The sequence below is a fragment of the Parabacteroides sp. APC149_11_2_Y6 genome (assembly GCF_054506995.1).
This window is the reverse complement of sequence record NZ_CP173709.1, coordinates 634,280-655,090: the sequence shown is the minus strand read 5'-3', so window position 1 is coordinate 655,090 and position 20,811 is coordinate 634,280. Positions and strand designations below refer to the sequence as shown.

The following is a 20,811-nucleotide window of genomic DNA, read 5'->3' as shown; positions in this document are numbered from 1 at the left end:
TCTGTCAATAGAACATTATTCAAGGGCTAAAAGTTCTACGGAAAAAATTATCAGCAAAAAGGCTCTATTATACGGTAGAATTGAGTACTTTTGTACCCTAATAAAAATCATCCAGTAAATATAATTCAATTATGGCAGTTTACTTAAACGATGTATCAAGGACATTTGGAGAATACTTGCTTATTCCCGGTTTAACCACCAAAGAATGTGTACCCAACAACGTTTCGCTAAAAACCCCTCTTGTAAAGCATAAAGCAGGTGAAAAGTCGGCAATCGAATTAAATATACCATTCGTTTCGGCTATCATGCAATCTGTATCCGGACCGGAGTTAGCGATGGAACTTGCCCGAAATGGTGGATTATCTTTCATCTTCGGTTCACAGCCTATCGACTCGCAAGCTGATATGGTACGCAAGGTAAAAAAATTTAAAGCCGGTTTTGTTATCAGTGATTCAAACCTGACTCCTGAAAACACATTGGCTGATGTAATTGCATTGGTCCAGAAAACAGGGCATTCTACAATCGGAATAACCGACAACGGTACACCTAATGGTAAATTACTGGGTATGGTAACCAGCCGTGATTATCGTGCAGAAAAGGATCCGGCAGATAAAAAGGTGAAAGACTTTATGACTCCGTTCTCCAAACTGATTGTCGGAGAAGTCGGCTTGGGCTTAAGTGAAGCAAACCAGATTATCTGGGACCACAAACTGAACACATTGCCTATTATCGATAAAAATCAGAAATTACAATATTTCGTATTCCGCAAGGACTATGACAGCCACCGCGATAATCCGAAAGAATTATCCGGAGCAGACAAGAAATTACTGGTTGGTGCAGGGATTAATACCCGCGATTACAAAGAACGCGTTCCGGCTTTAGTTGAAGCAGGCGTTGATGTTTTGTGTATTGACTCTTCCGATGGTTATTCTGAATGGCAGCAGGAAACGTTGCTTTGGATTAAGAAAGAATACGGCAACAAAGTGTTGGTTGGTGCAGGCAACGTAGTAGACCAGGACGGTTTCAACTATCTGGTGGAAGCCGGTGCCGATTTCATTAAAGTAGGTATTGGCGGCGGTTCGATCTGTATCACTCGCGAACAGAAAGGTATCGGACGCGGACAAGCTACAGCTTTGATTGATGTTGCACGTGCACGTGACGAATATTATCAAAAACATGGTGTATATGTACCAATCTGCAGTGATGGCGGTCTTGTACATGACTACCACATGGTACTGGCTTTGGCTATGGGAGCTGACTTTTTGATGATGGGACGTTATTTTGCCCGTTTTGACGAATCTCCTACGAAAAAACTAAAAATCGGAAATAACTTCGTAAAAGAATATTGGGGTGAAGGTTCCAACCGTGCAAAGAACTGGCAACGTTATGACATGGGTGGAAATGAATCACTGAAGTTTGAAGAAGGCGTAGACAGTTATGTACCTTATGCAGGTAAGATGAAGGACAACCTGAATGTTACACTGGGTAAGATTATTGCAACTATGTGTAGTTGTGGTGCTATTACAATTCCTGATTTGCAGAAAAATGCAAAAATAACATTAGTTTCTTCTACCAGTATTGTAGAGGGAGGAGCACATGACGTAATTCTGAAAGAACAGAGCTAATTTTACATACCTCATATAAAAAAGGCTAGACCCGAAATCGGGTCTAGCCTTTTTTATTAATACTTTTTACTTCTCATAATACTTAATATTTACTGTTTTAATTAAAAATATCGTATATTTGAACGCCAAGGAGATAAATGTACTGATAGATGCCTGAAACAAAGATCACTGACGAAATGCTAATGACAGCAATCGGAAATAATGATTATGTAAGTTACAACAAACTGTTTGATCGTTATTATGCCCGTCTCTGCCAATACGTATACGCTATATTACAAGATAAGAACGATACGGAGGACATGGTTCAGGAAGTTTTCCTGAACCTGTGGTACCACAGGTTCAGGAAGTTTTCCTGAACCTGTGGTACCACAGGCAAAAAATCGCCATCAAGGAGAACGTCTCCGGCTATCTATATCAAATGGCTAAAAACCTGGCTCTAAACCATATTCGTTCCAAATCTCATCTAAATATCCTGACAAACAACGAGGAGCAACTGACTTTATCTTATGAAGAAACCCCGCTCGAAACTCAAGAGTTCCGGATTGCCCTCTATGACTGCATCAACCGTCTTCCAAGTCGTAGCAGGGAAGTATTGCTTCTTCACCGGATAAAAGGCTTAAAACAAAAAGAAATATCAGAAAAGCTGGACATCTCGGTAAAGACTATTAAAAACCAAATTTGGACGTCACTACAAAAACTAAAAAAATGCCTGGAACTTAAAGAAATGTAAAATCCGGATAGGACCTTTTTTTATTTGCTGTGTCTTATATATAAAAACAAGACTCATGGATTTGAAAAAACAAATAGGTGAACAGATAGTAGACCATTTATCTGATGGAGCAAATGATGCAAACATGGCTCCTTCCCTGAAGGAATGGTTGGATCAAAATGAGTCCAACAAAAAAGACTTTGAACAATACAAAAATATCTGGATAGAAACCGGTTCCTATATAGAACAGGAAGCATTCGATACACAGCGTGCCTGGGAAAAAGTAAATCATACAAATACAAAGAAAAATAATATCCGGAAACGTTTAATCCAAATAGGTTATATAACTTCCGGAGTTGCAGCATCAATACTCTGTCTGTTTATTCTTTCCACTACCGGAATGTTCGACAAACAACAGGAAATATCCGTTAGCATGACTGCCGATTACGGTAACCGCTCGGAAGTAACATTACCGGACGGGACCAAAGTCCAATTAAATTCAGGTTCCAATATTACCTATTCATATAATCCGAAAAAAAAGGTCAGAGAAGTTCATTTTCAGGGAGAAGGATTTTTTGACGTATCAAAAAGTAAAACACCCTTCGTAATAAAAATGGCAAACGAACTCCAGTTAAAAGTATGGGGAACCTCTTTTAATCTACAGGCATACGAAGATGATCAAGCAGTATCAGCTTCCTTGGTGGAGGGGTGTATTGAATTGAATCATGGAAAAAATAAATTAATAATGAATGCCGGAGATATGGCCACCTTCGATAAACATACAAATGAAATAAAACCGGTATCAGGCATACTCTCACATTCTTACAGTTGGTTGAATGATAAATTATATATGGACCATATGTCGCTGGCAACCGTATGCAAATATCTGGAAAGAAGATATGATGTTATCATTACCCTCCAAAAGGATTTAGGTAAAAAAATCCACTACGACGGAGTTTTACAGGAACAAACCATAACAGACATATTGGGGGTTTTATCCCGCCTAAGCAATATCGATTATACCGTGAAAGGAAAAAATATAAGTATAACCTCTAAATAGAATGCCTATGAAGTAAGAATATCATAAACACAAAAAGACGGGAAATGGTGCAACATTCCCCGCCGTATTCCAGATCATTAAAATTAGTGCTTGCAACACTAGTGTTAACTAACAATCGAATTACAAATATATGAATTTTTCAACTATATCAAAGTCGGAACAGTATCCGGCCCTTAAAAAGATTCTGTCTATTATGAGATTAGCAACATTGCTTTCGATCATATTTTCACTTCAAATCTCAGCAGCCGTCCATTCACAGGAAACCAGGCTATCGCTGGAAGTAAAAAATCAAACGATAAAGGAAGTCCTTTTCCTGATAGAAAATCAGTCAGGCTATCGTTTTATCTATGAAAGTGAAAAAATCAATTTAGATAAAAAAGTATCTGTCAACGTAAAAGACCAGACTGTAGAAGCGATTCTGAAACACATCTTTGAAAAAGAAGGAATCAAATATGAAATTACAGAAAATAATTTTATCCTGATTAATCCGATTGAAAAAACGACAAAAACAAGCCCTGTAGCCCAGTCTGTTACACAAAACAAAAAAGTAGTAAAAGGTAAAGTAACGGATGAAAATGGAGATCCCATTATCGGTGCCAATATTGTAGAAAAGGGTACTTCTAACGGAACAGTTACAGATGTCGACGGTAACTTCATCATAAACATTTCCGACAATAGCCTATTACAAATATCTTACATCGGGTATAGCATGATGGAACTACGTCCTGGCCGTGAAGCATCCTTATCTATAAAATTAAAAGAAAACACACAGCTAATGGACGAAGTGGTTGTAGTTGGTTACGGTACGGTAAAAAGAGCGAACCTGGGTGGTGCTGTTTCCACAGCTGATTCCAAGGCATTCGAAGCTCGCCCGGTCCAAAATGCGGCCGCTGCTTTGCAAGGAGAAGTTCCGGGGTTGACAATCACCCGTTCAGGAGGAGCTCCCGGTTCAGACATGACAATGAAAATCCGTGATGTATCTTCCATCAACGGTGGTACTCCACTTGTCTTAATTGACGGAGCAGAAGGAAATATCAATTCAATAAATCCTGCCGATATAGAAAACATTTCTGTTTTGAAAGACGGAACAGCAGCTATCTACGGTGCACGTGCATCCGATGGTGTTGTATTGATTACAACAAAAAGCGGTAAACGCAATCAAAAACTGACTGTTGGTTTTGATGCTTATTATTCAATAAAAACTCCAGCTTTACTGAAAAAGACTGCAAACTTATTGCAACATGCGGAAATGGCATTAGAAATTACAGACGGTTCTTTTCCGGTAGAATATACAGCAGATGAATTGGATTTAATCCGTCAGAACAGCGATTTGGTATTGACTGATTCTCCACAGTGGGGACGCTGGACCGGTTACCCTAAATTTTATAAAAACCAGGATTGGAACGATATGCTTATCGGTAACAGCAATATGCAGAATTACAATGTGAATATCTCCGGAGGCGGTGAAAAATATTCTTACATGATATCTTTAGGACATCAGCGTGAAGAAGGTTTACCGAAATTCGGCGAAGACCTCAACAAACGTTATTTCGCCCGTGCAAAATCCAGCATCGAAATTTTCAAGAACCTGACTTATGATCTTAATATGTCCTATGAATCCGGTAGCAGAAATTATTCTTCCGGTATAACGGAAGGACAAAATATCTGGGAACTTATTTATAAAACACGTTCCTGGGCTCCGCTACGAAATCCGGAAGGAGGATTCTATACCTTCGAAGGATTTGATAACCCTGCACAGGTTTTGGAAGATGGTGGCATAGCGAATAAGACTACCACAAACTTCACAATAAACAACCAGTTGAAATGGAATATTATTGACGGTTTGAATTTAATCGGACAGGCTGTAATCCGTAAATATGATTCGGATGAGAACATTACCAATAAGAGCATCGTCAACTACGATTGGGATAATAACTATGTCCGGGAAAAACGTACTCCGAACAGCGCTGAACGTAAATATAGTAAAAGGCTTTCCAAGAACTTCACTTTATACGCTGAGTATAAAAAGAATTTCAATAAGCTGCATGATTTGAACATTATGGTCGGTACATCCAACGAGTCTGAGAATTATGATATGTTCTCTGCAAAGCGAATCAATTTCGACCAACAGGAAAACATGTCTTTACAATTAGGTAGTTCCGAAGACCAAACAGCTTACAGTGAAGGAGAAGCCTGGACAATCAATTCATTCTTCTCAAGGGTTAATTATACATTTGCCAACAAATATACCATTGAAGGAACCATACGTGCAGATGGAAGTTCCCGTTTCCACCCGGACCACCGTTGGGGATATTTCCCAGGAGTGAATGCTGCCTGGCGTATCGGAGAAGAAGGTTTTATGAAAAAACTCAACGTATTTGATGATTTGAAAGTAAGAGCGTCTTACGGTGAAATGGGTAATCAATCGGGTATCGGTCTATACGATTATATCCAATTGATTTCATTAAGCAAAGACTACTATCCGTTCGGAGCAGGAAACAAGGGACAGATGGCAACCAACGGAAATATCGTATCCATTGCACGTACATGGGAAACAATTCGTACAACCAACGTCGGTCTTGATTTTTCGACCTTGTCAAACCGTTTATACGGATCATTTGATTATTTCTGGAAAGAAAACAAGAATATGTTGATTGCAAAAACATATCCTTCCATATTAGGAGCTGATGCACCAAGTACTAATAGCGGTCACTTGAGTATCAGAGGTTGGGAAATTTCATTAGGATGGAGAGACCAAATTAAAGACTTCAGTTATTCTGTTCGTTTCAATATCAGCGACGCACGGAATAAGGTTGTTGAACGAGTTGGAAATAATCTGATTACATTAGGAAAGAATGATACTCCGACAGGTTATCCCCTGAAATCTTATTTCGGTTATGAATTTGACGGTATTATCCAAAACGAACAAGAACTGGAAGAATACAAAGCCCGTTTCCCGAACGGTGGTATTCCCGGTGATTTAAGTGTTGGCGATGCCAAATACAAAGATTTGGATAACGATGGCAAACTCTCAGTATTGGGTAATGGTGAAGAAGGTGATGGTGACGTTGTGTATTTAGGCGATTTGAATCCACGCTATAATTTCGGTCTGAATTTGAGCGCTGCTTACAAGAACTTCGATTTTGGAGCATTCATTCAGGGTGTCGGACGCAGGACTATGTTCCTGGAAGGTGAAGCAAGCAAACCAATGCCTGAAGCATGGTACCAATCAGCCGAATATTGGTACGGAAAAACCTGGACAGCAGAAAGAACTGATGCTCAATATCCGGCAATCACTTTGAAAAGCAAGAGAAACTATAATTATTATGTATCAACAAACACCAAGCATAATGTAGCTTACGCCCGTTTGAAAAATTTACAACTGGGATACACAATACCGTCTGCATTTACGACCAGGATTGGTCTGCAAAAGCTTCGCATATACTTCTCCGGTGAAGATTTATTCGAAGTGCATAATACTCCGGGCGGATGGGATCCGGAAGAAGAAGGTGGTTATGTTTCTTATCCGTTTGCTCGTAATTATTCTTTTGGAATAAATGTTGTATTCTAAAAAATTAAAATTAAAAAATCATGAAAAGATATAGAATATTATTGGGGTGTCTTGCCACTACCGCTTTGTTATTTTCAGCTTGTCAGGATATTGATTTATTGCCGAAAGACAACCTGCCTGATGAGCTTTACTGGAAAACTCCGGAAGATTTTATGAAAGAGGCGAACTGGCTTTATTCCCGTACGGAATCATTCGGGACAAAAGATACAGATAGCGATATAGGTTATGAACTAAACGAAAATACCACCAGCAACGGAACACTAATTGCCCCGAACAAAGATGATGAGTGGAATGATCGCTTTAAAGATGTCCGCCAATGTAATATTATTATTGAAAAAGCGCAGACTTACGAAGGCGACCAATCTGAAATTCAACGCTATGTTGCGGAAGCAAGATTCTTCAGAGCTTATACATATTGGCGGTTAATAAAAAAGTTTAACGATGTGCCTCTTCTGACTAAAGTACTGGACGTCGAATCCCCCGAATTATACGGAAGCAGAGAAAAACGGGAAAAGGTAGAGGATTTTATCTTATCTGAACTGGAAAATATTGCCACATCCTTGCCATTACAAAAGGAATTGACAGCTGATGAAAAAGGACGTATCACACAAGGAGCCGTATTAGCACTGAAAGCCAGAGTCGCCTTATTTGCTGGAACTTGGGCAAAATATCATCAGAACCGTGCAGATTATCAGGACTTGCTCCAACAAGCTATTGATGCTTCAAATAAAGTTATCAGTAGTAAGCAATACTCTTTGTATGAAGGTTCCGGAGATGAAAGTTATCGCTATTTGTTTATTGATGCCGGAGATGATACGGCTGAAGAGATTTTCGGCAGTCGTTATTATACAGATGTTCGCATGCACTCTACTGCACATCCGGTTTATTGGGGTTGGAGAGGTACACCGACAAAAAAATTAGCCGATATGTATTTATGTAAAAGTACCGGTCTGCCAATCGATAACCCGAATGCCGAGTTCAAAGGTTATGCCACAATTGCAAGCGAATATGAAAACCGTGACCCACGTATGAAACAAACATTCCTGATGCCGGGAACTGTTTATTGGAGTCCTCAGATGGGAGAAGAAGAATGTTCTCCTAAATTTACGATACGCCCTGAAACCCGTACCGGATATAAGATCTATAAATTCATGGCAGAGACAATGATACCTTCTGATAAAGATGCGTATGACTACCATATTATCCGTTATCCGGAAGTTTTGTTGATTTTGGCAGAAGCGACCTTTGAAAAGGACGGAGCAATCAGCGATGATATCCTGAATAAAACAATCAATGTAATTCGTTCCCGCAAAGGTGTCGAGATGCCTCATCTGACGAATGCTTTTGTAACAGCAAACGGCTTGGACATGCAAACCGAAATCCGTCGTGAGCGAACTATCGAATTAGCTTTTGAAGGTTTCCGCCGTGATGACCTGAGACGTTGGAAAACGGCTGAAGAAGAACTTCCGAAAGCAATCAAAGGCATCAAGTTGAAAGGTTCGGAATATGAACATTTGAATGTGTTGAACGATGGAAACCCCGGATTGACAGATGAAGATGGCTTCCTGATCGTAGAGCCTGCTGCAAACCGTAAATTTGTCGCTCCTAAGAACTATTATTATTCTCTTCCTTTAGACGAATTATATCTTAACCCGAGTTTACAGCCTAACAACCCAGGTTGGGACTAACGAATCAGGTTAAATAGGCAGTGCGGTGCCAAAATGAGGTTCAACAAACTGTTGACTTCTTTTGGCACCCTTTTTACATTATCTTATTTCTAATTTTAGCATTTTATTTATACCTATATGATTTATAAAAAACAGATTTGGACTGTATGGCTACTATGTATATTATGTATAAGCTGTACAACAAATACAAAAGAAGCGCAAAGTAACGTTTCACCCCGTATCATTAATATTATCAATTTTATCCGTCAAACCGACTATCGCGTAGCAAACGCAGACAGCTTGTTGTATGAAACGGTATGCGAACAGGTCAAGCTGGTAAATAAATATGATTTGCCTGCTACATTCCTACTACAATATGACGCCCTAATAAATCCGTTATATCAGGATTTATTAAAAAACAAACTGAATACCCAGTCTGAAATCGGGGCCTGGTGGGAATTAACACAACCCCAGATCGAAGCTGCAGGAATCCAATGGCGGGGAGAACACAGTTGGGTATCCCATGCTAATATTGCATTCAGCACAGGATACAGCAAAGAAGAGCGGGAACGCTTAGTAGATGTCTATATGGCAAAATTCAAAGAAATATTCGGCAGTTATCCCAAATCCGTGGGTTCCTGGTTTATCGATGCACATACATTAGCTTATATGTATGATAAATATCATATCGTAGCCTCATGTAACTGCAAAGACCAAATAGGAACGGACGGATATACCTTGTGGGGAGGATACTGGAACCAGGCATATTATCCAAGCAAACAAAATGCCTACATGCCTGCACAGACAACCGAAGGACAAATACCTGTACCTATTTTTCGTATGCTGGGAAGCGATCCGATTTATCAATATGACGACGGGCTTGGAAATGAAAGACAAGGGGTAATATCACTTGAACCAGTTTATAAAAAAGCGGGAATGGACAGGCAATGGGTCGATTATTTTCTGGAATCGATAGTAAATCAGCCTTGCCTGGCATTCAACTATGCACAAGCCGGACAAGAAAATTCATTTACATGGAGTAACATGCGCAAAGGTCTGGAAATGCAGATACCTATCCTGGACTCACTGAGAAAAGAGAATAAAATACAAATTGAAACATTGGAACAATCAGGTAAATGGTTTAAAGAACAATTTGCTGTTTCTCCTGCAACGGCTGTTACCACATTATCGGATATACGTGGCGAAGGGAATAAAACGGTTTGGTTCAATAGTCGTTACTACCGTGCAAACCTGTTATGGGGAAAAGATTTCTTCCGTTTCAGGGACATTCATCTATTCGATGAAAATTATAAATCTGCTTATCTGGACAAACCAGGTACCGGCAATCAATTTTTATTCTTTACTTTGCCTGTTGTCGATGGCTTTATGTGGAGTGAAGGAACGGACCGTGCCGGACTCCGTATCGTGCAGTTGGACAATGGAAACAAGGAAGAGCTTATCCTGACAGACCCTGTTGTCACAGAAACAGGCAAGGATATACTGATGGTTTCCTGTAAAGATAAAGAAGGGCACCTGTTCCATATTGTATTCTATGAAGATCGTTTCGAAGTTACAGCTCCGGATAATAACACTAATTTCTCGTGGGCATTGGAACTGAGAACGGCCGTTGGAAAAAAATTGCCTTTCACCTCTATTGAGGAAAAAACCATCAATGCCGAATTTGACGGTTTCAGTTATATAATTAATTGTAAAGAAGGTTCCTTTAAAAAGCCGGAAGCCGATTCTGACTACATTTTTAGGATACTTCCTGAAAATAACAAAGTTGTTATCGATTGTACAAACAAAGCTCAAAGTAACCATTAATTATAAAAAAACGAATATATGAAAAATTTATTTAGACCATTAATCGTACTGCTACTGGCATTAATAACGGGTTTTCCCTCCGATGTCCGGGCTGCGAATCCTGAACCCGGTTCCAAACCGCTAACAATAAAAGGGAACCGTTTTGTTACTCTGTGTATCATGATACGTACCACACCCTGGGAAGTATCAAGAGATGTAAAACTTCACCCCAGAGACGAGGCAGACTGGCATACACTTGACGGAGTTCGTGCTTTAAGAGAAGCTTTTGCCACAAACAATCCGGATGGACGTCTGACTTGGGGATTTACAATGAATGCTTTGGAAGACCAGCGTAAAAACTATAAGGAAATCCGTGATTATGTAGTAGAATGCCATAAAAAATATGGAGACGAGATCACTTATTTCCCAGGATACTTCCCGGCAATGTACCTGCCACGCGAACGGGTAAACCGCGAAATGTCAGAAGCAATACAAATTATTTCAAAATGGGTAGGCAACGGCTACCGTCCCCAATCAATCATGGGTGGATTCTTATCTGCCGACAACCTGAAATATCTGGCAGAAAAAGAAGACATTCATACCGCACATGCCGTTATCTGGAGTCAGCATAATATCGATGGCGGTGGCGCAGACGGTTCTCCTTCCTATCCTTTCTATCCGTCTACAGAACATTTCTGTAAACCGGCACAGGGAAAAAGTGACTTTATCGATTGTGTAAACCTGGACGGTTGGACTATGGACTTTATCTGTGCCCGCCGCAGTGGAGCTATCGGACATGGTATCGACGGATATAACAGCCGCAGAGGTGTTGGTCCGATTGAAACGTATAAAGGATGGGGACTCGACTTGGGACACCGGGAAGTAATGCACACGCAATCTATCCATTTCGACAAAGGGATGGAACTGAACGGCTTCGGATGGGTAACCAATATATGGGAAGCCCAGATGGTTCACGAGTTCGGAAAAGAATTTATTTGTGATGCCATGAAAATGTGGGTAACCGACACAAAAAAAAGATGGCCTGATACCCATTTCGTAACCTTCGGAGAGTTCGGTACACTTTGGAGAGAGCAATACAAATCGAATGACGACTGGAACTATCAATTCGTAGAACGGGGTTCCGGATTAGGAGATTCTTATAATAACCTGGAGATTAAATGGTTTATGAATAAAGAATTTCGGTTAGCATTGTTGAGGGACTGGCACAAAAGAAATTCACCTGCCTATGTTATCGATTTTACCCGTTATGACTTAAAGGCTGTAGAACCCTCAGACCCTACACCTGATAAACCGGGTAAAGACTGGAGCCTGATAAATGTAATCAACCAGAAAGGATTAAGAGCTCAGGACAAACCGGTACTTATTACTGAACTGGAAAAGGGGGATCAGGATTTAATCCGCAAATATTATCCGGAATTATTCTAAAAAGGAAATATTGCCAACCAAACAGGTTATATTGCTATTTATCCAATACGACGAATATCGGTATCTTTGCAATGTCAATTAAAAACAGAAAATTATGAAACCTATTGAATTAACAAAAGCCGATTTCATACAAAAAGTTGGAAACTTTGAAGAAGATCCGAAGAACTGGAAATTTACAGGGAATAAACCTTGCATAGTCGACTTTCATGCACCATGGTGTGGTTACTGCAAACGTTTGGAACCAATTCTTGAAGAACTGGCAAACGAATATGATGGTAAACTGGATATATACAAAGTCAATGTGGACAATGAGGAAGAATTGGAAAATGCATTTAAAATACGAACCATCCCAACCCTGCTCATTTGCCGTATGGACGGAACAAAAGAAATGATGTTGGGTACGTTAGGCAAACAAGAGTTGAAAAAGATAATTGAAAATTCAATTATCTTTTTCAGTTGACAGTTGACAAGTGACAGTTGACAGTTAAGCTTCGCGCCCGGTATACAAATCGGCTGGAAGCCGAGATAACTGTCAACTGTCACATCTCAACTGTCACTTGTCAACTATTCCGTACGGTAATATGAAAGCACCCTTGTTTACGTTCATGCTTTATATAACAACGTTTCTCCCGGTGAAGGTCCCTAAGTACTGAAGCTAAAACCATTTTAAGGTGGTCTTTGTCGATATTCAACGTATCGCTTTCATCTACCTTTGTATAACGAACCCATGAAACATCAAAGGTTGTACCATAGCGGTGAGCCGAATTTTGAGAAGAGTTTGTATTCCGCTTCTTTAAATTTTTAATATCATCAATCGTACGGGTTACACTGGTTACTTTCACTTTGTAAATAGAAGCATTCAGATTTCGAAGGGAATCCTGGAAATTACGTCCTATATCTTCCAATAAATCAGCTGCCGAAGGAATAAGATAAGGTATTGAATGACGAAGTTCTTCTACCTCATAATACTTATTCGTTTCTATTTTTTCCATCTTCTTTTTTACCTTCTCGGCCTCATCCCTGTTTGATGCAGGCTTGATGCCGATACGTTGGGCTTCTGCCAGATGAAGATCATTCAAATCCTTGAAATCACGATTATAACTTCCATTGTACCAGATACGTTTCAATTCTCCCCGCTTTTCCTTTTTACCGCAAGAAGAAAATGGAACTGCTACTGAAAAGGTGATAAGCAATAGCAATATACTAAGTGCTGTTTTCTTCATTATTTTCTCATTTTGCAAACAAAAGTAAGGAATTTTCTCATTCACAAAGATAGGAGGTTACAAAAAGGCAGAATAAAAATAATACAATTCATATTGAAGACAAAGAATATTACTAATTTTGTAAGCTTAAATACGAGTGGAAAAAATCTCTGCAAAAGACAAATTAAAATAATTTGAATGATTGAACGAATTTATATTCTTGAGAGCGTAGACCCGGTTATTTTCTACGGTGTAAACAATGTTAATATGCAATTAATCAAGACATTGTTTCCCAAGTTGCGTATCGTTGCACGTGGTAATGTGATGAAAGTAATCGGAGATGAAGATGAATCCGAACTTTTTCTCAGGAAAATCCGCGAAATAGAGAAATACTGCGAAGAATTTAACTCACTCAGTGAAGAAGTCATCCTCGACATTGTAAAAGGCAAAGCCCCTACTGTGGTAAAACAGGAAAATCTGATTATCCACGGCATGAACGGAAAAGCGATTGTAGCACGTACGGAAAACCAACAACGTCTGGTAAAGGCTTTCGAGGAAAATGACCTTGTATTTGCTACGGGACCAGCAGGAACAGGAAAAACCTTTGTTGCCATTGCTCTTGCCGTAAAAGCATTAAAGAACAAAGAAATAAGGAAAATCATATTAAGCCGTCCGGCTGTCGAAGCCGGAGAAAAATTAGGTTTTCTTCCTGGAGAGATGAAAGATAAACTTGACCCGTATCTGCAACCTTTATATGATGCATTGCAAGACATGATACCCGGAGCCAAGTTGAAAGAATATATGGAGAATAATGTCATACAAATCGCTCCCCTTGCATTTATGCGCGGACGGACATTAAACGATGCCGTGATTATTCTGGATGAAGCACAGAATACCACGACCCACCAGATTAAAATGTTCCTGACCCGTTTAGGCATGAACGCAAAGATGATCATTACCGGTGACGTCACCCAGATAGACCTCCCGGCTTCTGCCACATCCGGTCTGGTGCAAGCCTTACACATCCTAAAGGGAGTAAAAGGCATCGGTAAAATCGAATTCGATAAAAAAGACATTGTCCGCCATAAACTGGTGCAGCGCATTGTCGAGGCGTACGACAAATTCGACAGTAAAAAAAGAAAAGAAGCAGGCAAGGATACCCCGGCAAATATCCCGCCCGCAACAGCATAAAGCAAATAAAACACGGCGCTTCGCGAAGCGCCATATAACGAACATATAAGCAAGGACGTTTCGCGAAGCGCCCAACAAAAAACAAGGTTATGAAGAAGGCATTAGTTAAAACAGACTTCAACTTCAAAGGACAAAAAAGTGTCTATCACGGTAAAGTACGTGACGTGTACAACATCAACGATGACCTTTTGGTTATGGTTGCAACCGACCGTATCTCTGCATTCGACGTTGTTCTGCCGGAAGGTATCCCTTACAAAGGACAGATGTTGAACCAGATTGCAGCTAAGTTTCTGGATGCAACAACAGACATTTGCCCGAACTGGAAACTGGCTTCACCAGACCCTATGGTTACAGTCGGCGTACGTTGCGAAGGTTTCCCGGTGGAAATGATTGTACGTGGTTACTTATGCGGTAGCGCATGGCGTGCATACAAAAGTGGTGTTCGCGAAATCTGCGGCATCCAACTTCCGGAAGGAATGCGTGAAAACCAGCGTTTTCCAAAACCTATTATCACTCCTACAACAAAAGCTGAAATCGGCGAACACGACCAGGATATTTCCAAAGAAGAAATCCTTGCTCAGGGTCTTGCCACACCGGAAGAATATGCCGTACTGGAAAAATACACGATGGAATTGTTCCTGCGTGGTACTGAAATTGCAGAAAAACGCGGCTTAATCCTGGTTGATACTAAATATGAATTCGGTAAACATAACGGAAAAATCTATCTGATGGACGAAATCCATACACCGGACTCTTCCCGTTACTTCTACAAAGAAGGTTATGACGAACGTTTCGAAAAAGGCGAACCACAGAAACAACTTTCCAAAGAATTCGTTCGCGAATGGTTAATGGAAAACGGATTCCAGGGCAAAGCAGGTCAGAAAGTGCCTGAAATGACTCCGGCTATAGTAGAAGGTATCAGCGACCGTTATATCGAATTATTCGAACATATCACCGGCGAAACATTCGTTAAAGGCGATACCGACAATTTGTTGGCTCGCATCGAGAAAAATGTTTCAGAGTACCTTGCTAATAAATAATCGGGGATGAAGTACGGTCCGGAACAAATTCTTCCTTATAATAACGAGGAGCACAAAGGCGCACAGGTCAGACGTATGTTCGACTCCATAGCCGGCGTGTACGATTTGCTGAACCATACCCTGTCACTCGGATTTGATAAAGGATGGCGCAGGAAAGGCATTGCTTTCCTGCAGCCTTTCTCTCCTGCCTCCATACTTGATATTGCAACCGGAACGGGCGATCTTGCCATTTCCATGTACCGGAAGTTGAAATCGGAACGTATCATCGGGGCGGACATTTCTGAAGGGATGATGGAGGTTGGACGTAAGAAAGTAGCGGAAGCCGGGTTCTCGGATCATATCACATTCGAACAGCAGGATTGCACGGCATTAACCTATGAGGATAATACATTCGATGCAGTAACAGCGGCATTCGGGGTCCGTAATTTTGAAAATATAGAACGGGGGCTTGCCGAAATGTACCGTGTGCTGAAACCGGGCGGCCATCTGATGATTCTGGAACTCTCTACTCCAGAACATTTTCCGATGAAACAACTTTACCGTATTTATTCGAAGGTGGTTATTCCAAATATCGGCAAACTATTCTCTAAGGAAAAGACAGCTTACAATTATTTACCAGCATCTATTAAAGTCGTGCCACAAGGAGATGTGATGGTCGGTTTGCTTGCCAAACAAGGATTTGCAGAGGCAAAGGCACGGACTTTTACATTTGGAATATGCTCGATGTACACGGCTTGCAAACGGTAAAGCACGGCTACAGTACAGGTACGGATAAACGATAAACAGCAAACAGGGCTGTTAAAAAGCAGCTCCTGCAAGGGATAGGCAATATCAATAATTCAATTACTTTTTTAAAACAACAGGTCATGCAAAAATATGGATTAATCGGGTACCCATTGGGGCATTCTTTTTCTAAGACTTATTTCAATCAGAAATTTGAAGCAGAGAAAATAGATGCAGAATATCTGAATTTTGAAATTCCTTCCATCAAGGAATTTAAAGATGTATTGAAAAGCAACCCAGAACTTAAAGGCCTGAATGTTACGATTCCCTACAAAGAACAAGTCATCCCTTATCTGGATGACCTCAACGATGACGCTCGCCAAATCGGTGCTGTCAATGTCATCAAATTTACAAAGGGATTGTTCGGAACATTAAAACTGGTTGGATACAACTCCGATATTATCGGCTTTAAACAGTCAATAGAGCCGTTGATGAACGAATCCCACCGCAAAGCCTTGATATTAGGGACAGGTGGTGCATCCAAAGCTGTATTCCACGGGCTAAAGCAATTGGGAGTCGGTGCTACACTGGTTTCCAGGGCTCCGAAAGAATTTTGTATCACGTACGAAGAAATTACTCCTAAAATTATGGAGCAATACACCGTTATCGTCAATACAACTCCTTTAGGCATGTATCCCCATATCGATGCGTGCCCAAATATACCTTATGATCTGCTGACACCCAACCATATCCTGTACGACTTGTTGTACAATCCGGATGAAACGCTCTTCATGAAAAAAGGCAAAGAAAAAGGAGCTGTTGTGAAAAACGGATTGGAAATGCTGCTTTTGCAAGCATTTGCCGCTTGGGAAATCTGGCAGAAATAAAGATATTAGAGAATACGTCCGAAAGGATACAGATAATAAACATGGGAAGGGAACTGTCTTCAACTTGCAAGGCAGTTCCTTTTTATTGGTATCGAGGTGGCTCCACTAGTGGAGATGATATAACTCCAACGGTGAAGCCATACTGGCTCCAGTACTGGAAGCGGGGTTTCCCTATTTACCCAGGCTCCAAGTCAATACAAATTCTTGAAAAACACGGAAACCAAGAAGATATTGCCGGGGTGAACCAGAACGGGTTTCCTTTACTGTAAAACAGCCTTCTTCGGCATATGGAAACGGACAGACATGTAGATGGCTACGAAAATCGACCTCTTCCCGGCCTATCATCTTAAACAAAGTTTCTTTTGCACACCAATGGATTAGCAGATGCTCTGTTTCGTGCTCTTTATCGAGTCCTTCCTCTTCCTCCTGAGTCATAAAACGGCTGCGTATCTTCTTTACACGGTCAGAACGGTACTCAATATCGATACCGGCCGCCGGATGCTCTTGCACCAGGACTGCTGCATATCCTTTTGTATGCGAAATACTGATATAGAACGGGGAATCCGGCAGATAAGGTGAACCGTTCGCATGATAGGCTATACGAGTGGGGCTACCTGAAAGTTTCTGCAAAAGAACTCGACTGGCAATCCATTCCTGCCGGCGATGCTCCATGCGGATATTTTCAAGTTCCGGAAGGTATTCCTCCCCATTTTTTAAGAGGGAGAAGAGGGTGTCCGAAGATTCTTCAATCTTCCAGACGCCCCATAACGGAGCAGTATGTTGGAGAAGAAGGGGCATTACTCTTTATCTTTATCTCCCTCCTTTTCCATTTCGGAAATGCGGTTAAATTTGACTTTCAGGATACGGCGATTGTCTATCTCCAATATCTGGAAACGATAATCATTATATTCGATGATTTCGCGACGGCGTGGAAAGTCTTCTTTTATCTCCAACAAAAGACCGGCAAGCGTCTCCACTTCTTCCGTCAGTTTCCCGAACTCGGAAGGGTCTGCACCGATTACACGAAAGAAGTCAGTCAGCAGTATTTTTGCTTCGAAAATCAGGCTACCATCGGCAAGACGGATAAATTGTTTCTCGTCCTCATCGTATTCATCAGATATTTCACCTACGATTTCTTCCAGGATATCTTCCATCGTTACAATACCGGAAGTACCGCCAAATTCATCTACCACAATTGCCATATGGATTTTATTGGTACGGAAATCTTCCAGCAAGTCATCAATCTTTTTGGTTTCGGGAACAAAATAAGCAGGACGGATAAGGCTCTGCCAACGAAAAGTATCCGGCTTCTCGATATACGGCAAAAGGTCTTTAATATACAGGATACCTTTTATATTATCCTCCGAATCTGCATACACAGGAATACGGGAATAACCGGAATTAATGATAAAGTCTATAACATCGCGGAAATTTGTTTTGATTTCGATGTCTTCCATATCAAGACGCGGAGTCATGATTTCATCGGCTGTCTTATTGTAGAATTTAATGATTTCCGCCAACATCTCTTTTTCTTCCGGTATCTCGGTAGAGGTCAGTTCGAGTGCTTTCGACAATTCATCTACAGAAAGGTCATATTTCTTCTTAACAAGTGCTTTATTTATTACTTTAGTCGATGTAACCAACACTTTGGAAAGCGGACGGCAGATATGTTCCACCACATTCAGTACTGAAGCGGATTTCCGGACGAAACGCAAGGAATTTTTCTGTGCGTAAATCTTAGGCATAATCTCGCCAAACAACAAAAGCAAAAAAGTAAGGATAATCGTTTCGAGGATAAACCCTAACATAGGTGCGGCGGAGAAATTAACAATGGAATTAATACTGTAGGTGCACAACATTACCACTGCCACATTCACAAAATTATTGGCGATAAGAATAGATGCCAACAAATATTCGGAACGATCCAATAGCTTCTGAATTAAGGGATCAGAAGGAGTATTCTCTTCCTTTATATCATTAATATCTGCAGGAGTCAGCGAAAAGAATGCGACTTCGGATGCCGAGACAAAACCGGAGACAAACAACAAAAGAATAGCAATACATAATGCAATAACAGGACCTGCAGTCAGATCCTGTATAGAGACTTGATCAAATAAGCCCGATAAATAATAGTCTGAGTCCAAGGGGAACCGTATTAGTTAAACAATATCAGAACGGAAGATCATCCGCACTGTTGGTTTCTGAGAAAGTATCCGATTGCGGATTAGCAGCCGGCTGCTGGAATGAAGAGGGCTGCCCTGTTGCAGGTTGTCCGCCTGTTTGGGATGCCATACCTGTAGCATTCGCTCCATCGCGGTTGCCACCAGTATTGGTTCCTGTACTATAAAATTCCACACGGTCAGCATGGATTTCGGTAACATAGCGTTTAACACCTGTCTGGTCGTCATAGCTACGAGTACGGATTTTACCTTCCACATAAAGGCCGGAACCTTTTTTCACCCACTTTTCTACAAAAGGGACAAGGTCGCGGCGCACAACAACGTTGTGCCATTCCGTGCGTTCCGGAACAACTGTACCGTTTGCCAGGGTATATCCTCTTTCCGAAGTAGCAAGAGGAAAATTAGCTACAGCAGCTCCGCTGTCAAAATAACGAACGTCCGGATCTTTCCCGACATTACCAATCAATATTACTTTATTCAGTGACATGTTATTAATCTTTTATTCTTTCTATGCAAAGAAACATAAATTCAGTCATTCAGACAAGTTTCCGGATAATTTCTCCAGATAAATGTGTGTCAGGCGGGATACTGCATATTTTTCTATCTCTTCCACAGGCACAGGCAAGTAAGAATCCAATCCGCTGGCAACCTGTTCTATTTCCACCTTATAGAAAGTAGCGTAAAGAACTTGATGGGACAAAACATGTTTAACATTCGGCAAACCGACAGTGATGTTCATTTTTCCTACCTCCTTGAAGATCCGTTGGAATACGTCCGTATCCTGCAATACGCAAAAATCAGCCGGGGCATCCGTTTCAATAAGCGGAAACTCGTAAAGGCCTTCCCAAATATCCCCTTTACCCCTACGGCTCAGCCAAGTCGTATCTTTATATATAATATGAAAATAATGAAAATAACGATTACGCGTTTTCGTCTTATTTTGCTTTACCGGATACCTGCAGACTGTACCTGCTCCATATGCCATGCAACGCTCCGCCAAAGGACAACATTCGCAGTCCGGATTTTGAGGGACACATTGCAATGCGCCCAATTCCATAATTGCCTGGTTGTGCAATCCAGCATATTCCGGGTTCATAACAGCGGCTGCCAATTCGGTGAACAGCTTTTTCCCTTTCGACGAATCGATCGGGGTGTCTATGGCAAACAAACGAGACAGCACACGGAACACATTTCCGTCTACTACCGGATAAGGCTGGTTCCAGACAAAAGAAACGATAGCTGCAGCCGTATACTCACCTATCCCTTTCAAGGATAATACATCTTTATAAGAAGAAGGAAATATACCGCCAAAACGTTCCATTATATCCTTTGCCGCAGCATGCAGATTACGTGCACGGCTATAATATCCCAACCCTTGCCAATATTTTAAAACTTCATCTTCCTCGGCCTCGGCCAGGGAAGCCACATCCGGAAAACGTTTGGTAAAACGGAGAAAATAATCCATCCCCTGCACTACGCGGGTCTGTTGAAGAATAATCTCGGAAATCCAGATTATATACGGATCGGAAGAATCCCTCCAGGGTAACTCACGTTTATTTTTGCTGTACCAACCCAAAAGCAAGCGGCTGGTTTCTAAGTCTTTTTCTGTCTGTAACATAATATAGAAGCGGTCTGTAAACAGACTATCAGCGGATAGTCCGGTGCAAACATACACAGTTCCAAGGAATTGAAAGAAAACTTTTAGAA

Annotated in this window: 18 protein-coding genes; 13 read left to right on the top strand and 5 right to left on the bottom strand. The window is 40.9% G+C overall.

The genetic code is table 11. The features are described 5' to 3' along the window. The first annotated feature begins 131 nt into the window (after positions 1-131). The 9 genes from ACGE0T_RS02715 (at position 132) to ACGE0T_RS02675 (ending at position 12,341) form a co-directional block, all read left to right on the top strand. On the top strand, positions 132-1,625 hold the full coding sequence (locus tag ACGE0T_RS02715; RefSeq protein WP_459189006.1) for an IMP dehydrogenase: 1,494 nt from the start codon (positions 132-134) through the stop codon (positions 1,623-1,625). A 149-nt stretch (positions 1,626-1,774) separates the two neighbouring features. Continuing rightward, complete coding sequence (locus tag ACGE0T_RS02710; RefSeq protein WP_459189005.1) at positions 1,775-1,981, top strand: RNA polymerase sigma factor; 207 nt, start codon at positions 1,775-1,777, stop codon at positions 1,979-1,981. After that, a complete protein-coding gene (locus tag ACGE0T_RS02705; RefSeq protein WP_459189004.1) occupies positions 1,951-2,355 on the top strand; it encodes an RNA polymerase sigma factor in 405 nt (134 codons plus the stop codon). The genes ACGE0T_RS02710 and ACGE0T_RS02705 overlap by 31 nt, the downstream gene beginning before the upstream one ends. 55 nt (positions 2,356-2,410) lie before the next feature. Beyond that, positions 2,411-3,394, top strand: a complete 984-nt coding sequence (locus ACGE0T_RS02700; protein WP_459189003.1) for a FecR family protein — start codon at positions 2,411-2,413, stop codon at positions 3,392-3,394. Between the two features lie 193 nt (positions 3,395-3,587). Beyond that, positions 3,588-6,965, top strand: a complete 3,378-nt coding sequence (locus ACGE0T_RS02695) for a TonB-dependent receptor (protein WP_459189002.1) — start codon at positions 3,588-3,590, stop codon at positions 6,963-6,965. A gap of 20 nt (positions 6,966-6,985) precedes the next feature. After that, positions 6,986-8,653, top strand: coding sequence for a RagB/SusD family nutrient uptake outer membrane protein (locus tag ACGE0T_RS02690; RefSeq protein ID WP_459189001.1), 1,668 nt, complete (start codon positions 6,986-6,988; stop codon positions 8,651-8,653). 117 nt (positions 8,654-8,770) lie between these two features. Continuing rightward, a complete protein-coding gene (locus ACGE0T_RS02685) occupies positions 8,771-10,456 on the top strand; it encodes a hypothetical protein (protein ID WP_459189000.1) in 1,686 nt (561 codons plus the stop codon). Between the two features lie 18 nt (positions 10,457-10,474). Next, a complete protein-coding gene (locus ACGE0T_RS02680) occupies positions 10,475-11,881 on the top strand; it encodes a DUF3863 domain-containing protein (protein WP_459188999.1) in 1,407 nt (468 codons plus the stop codon). Positions 11,882-11,975: 94 nt separating this feature from the next. Then, a complete protein-coding gene (locus tag ACGE0T_RS02675; protein ID WP_459188998.1) occupies positions 11,976-12,341 on the top strand; it encodes a thioredoxin family protein in 366 nt (121 codons plus the stop codon). 100 nt (positions 12,342-12,441) lie between these two features. On the opposite strand, the gene ACGE0T_RS02670 is transcribed toward ACGE0T_RS02675, so the two are convergent. Next, positions 12,442-13,104, bottom strand: coding sequence for a DUF5715 family protein (locus tag ACGE0T_RS02670; protein WP_459188997.1), 663 nt, complete (start codon positions 13,102-13,104; stop codon positions 12,442-12,444). A gap of 177 nt (positions 13,105-13,281) precedes the next feature. Between ACGE0T_RS02670 and ACGE0T_RS02665 the strand changes: the two genes are divergently transcribed. The 4 genes from ACGE0T_RS02665 (at position 13,282) to ACGE0T_RS02650 (ending at position 16,924) form a co-directional block, all read left to right on the top strand. Then, positions 13,282-14,274 (top strand): PhoH family protein, encoded by a 993-nt coding sequence (locus tag ACGE0T_RS02665; protein WP_459188996.1) that lies wholly within the window; start codon positions 13,282-13,284, stop codon positions 14,272-14,274. An 89-nt stretch (positions 14,275-14,363) separates the two neighbouring features. Further along, entirely contained in the window at positions 14,364-15,314 is a 951-nt protein-coding gene (locus ACGE0T_RS02660) for a phosphoribosylaminoimidazolesuccinocarboxamide synthase (protein WP_459188995.1), read from the top strand. A gap of 6 nt (positions 15,315-15,320) precedes the next feature. After that, positions 15,321-16,061, top strand: coding sequence for a bifunctional demethylmenaquinone methyltransferase/2-methoxy-6-polyprenyl-1,4-benzoquinol methylase UbiE (gene ubiE, locus ACGE0T_RS02655; protein WP_459188994.1), 741 nt, complete (start codon positions 15,321-15,323; stop codon positions 16,059-16,061). A gap of 119 nt (positions 16,062-16,180) precedes the next feature. Then, complete coding sequence (locus ACGE0T_RS02650; RefSeq protein WP_459188993.1) at positions 16,181-16,924, top strand: shikimate dehydrogenase family protein; 744 nt, start codon at positions 16,181-16,183, stop codon at positions 16,922-16,924. A gap of 171 nt (positions 16,925-17,095) precedes the next feature. On the opposite strand, the gene ACGE0T_RS02645 is transcribed toward ACGE0T_RS02650, so the two are convergent. The 4 genes from ACGE0T_RS02645 to mutY are packed head-to-tail and all read right to left on the bottom strand — an operon-like array spanning position 17,096 to position 20,722. Continuing rightward, entirely contained in the window at positions 17,096-17,722 is a 627-nt protein-coding gene (locus ACGE0T_RS02645; protein WP_459188992.1) for a 4'-phosphopantetheinyl transferase family protein, read from the bottom strand. After that, on the bottom strand, positions 17,722-19,068 hold the full coding sequence (gene gldE, locus ACGE0T_RS02640; RefSeq protein WP_459188991.1) for a gliding motility-associated protein GldE: 1,347 nt from the start codon (positions 19,066-19,068) through the stop codon (positions 17,722-17,724). The genes ACGE0T_RS02645 and gldE overlap by 1 nt, the downstream gene beginning before the upstream one ends. A gap of 25 nt (positions 19,069-19,093) precedes the next feature. Then, on the bottom strand, positions 19,094-19,591 hold the full coding sequence (locus tag ACGE0T_RS02635; RefSeq protein WP_459188990.1) for a single-stranded DNA-binding protein: 498 nt from the start codon (positions 19,589-19,591) through the stop codon (positions 19,094-19,096). A 45-nt stretch (positions 19,592-19,636) separates the two neighbouring features. Next, the gene (gene mutY / locus ACGE0T_RS02630; RefSeq protein WP_459188989.1) at positions 19,637-20,722 is read right to left on the bottom strand and encodes an A/G-specific adenine glycosylase; all 1,086 of its coding nucleotides are present in this window, start codon (positions 20,720-20,722) and stop codon (positions 19,637-19,639) included. Between the last annotated feature and the right edge of the window lie 89 nt (positions 20,723-20,811).

Excerpts from the sequence above, each read along its gene's own strand:
- ACGE0T_RS02715 (WP_459189006.1), top strand. The coding sequence starts at position 132 with ATGGCAGTTTACTTAAACGATGTATCAAGGACATTTGGAGAATACTTG.
- ACGE0T_RS02710 (WP_459189005.1), top strand. The coding sequence starts at position 1,775 with ATGCCTGAAACAAAGATCACTGACGAAATGCTAATGACAGCAATCGGA.
- ACGE0T_RS02700 (WP_459189003.1), top strand. The coding sequence starts at position 2,411 with ATGGATTTGAAAAAACAAATAGGTGAACAGATAGTAGACCATTTATCT.
- ACGE0T_RS02695 (WP_459189002.1), top strand. The coding sequence starts at position 3,588 with ATGAGATTAGCAACATTGCTTTCGATCATATTTTCACTTCAAATCTCA.
- ACGE0T_RS02690 (WP_459189001.1), top strand. The coding sequence starts at position 6,986 with ATGAAAAGATATAGAATATTATTGGGGTGTCTTGCCACTACCGCTTTG.
- ACGE0T_RS02685 (WP_459189000.1), top strand. The coding sequence starts at position 8,771 with ATGATTTATAAAAAACAGATTTGGACTGTATGGCTACTATGTATATTA.
- ACGE0T_RS02680 (WP_459188999.1), top strand. The coding sequence starts at position 10,475 with ATGAAAAATTTATTTAGACCATTAATCGTACTGCTACTGGCATTAATA.
- ACGE0T_RS02675 (WP_459188998.1), top strand. The coding sequence starts at position 11,976 with ATGAAACCTATTGAATTAACAAAAGCCGATTTCATACAAAAAGTTGGA.
- ACGE0T_RS02670 (WP_459188997.1), bottom strand. The coding sequence starts at position 13,104 with ATGAAGAAAACAGCACTTAGTATATTGCTATTGCTTATCACCTTTTCA.
- ACGE0T_RS02665 (WP_459188996.1), top strand. The coding sequence starts at position 13,282 with ATGATTGAACGAATTTATATTCTTGAGAGCGTAGACCCGGTTATTTTC.
- ACGE0T_RS02660 (WP_459188995.1), top strand. The coding sequence starts at position 14,364 with ATGAAGAAGGCATTAGTTAAAACAGACTTCAACTTCAAAGGACAAAAA.
- ubiE (WP_459188994.1), top strand. The coding sequence starts at position 15,321 with ATGAAGTACGGTCCGGAACAAATTCTTCCTTATAATAACGAGGAGCAC.
- ACGE0T_RS02650 (WP_459188993.1), top strand. The coding sequence starts at position 16,181 with ATGCAAAAATATGGATTAATCGGGTACCCATTGGGGCATTCTTTTTCT.
- ACGE0T_RS02645 (WP_459188992.1), bottom strand. The coding sequence starts at position 17,722 with ATGCCCCTTCTTCTCCAACATACTGCTCCGTTATGGGGCGTCTGGAAG.
- ACGE0T_RS02635 (WP_459188990.1), bottom strand. The coding sequence starts at position 19,591 with ATGTCACTGAATAAAGTAATATTGATTGGTAATGTCGGGAAAGATCCG.
- mutY (WP_459188989.1), bottom strand. The coding sequence starts at position 20,722 with ATGTTACAGACAGAAAAAGACTTAGAAACCAGCCGCTTGCTTTTGGGT.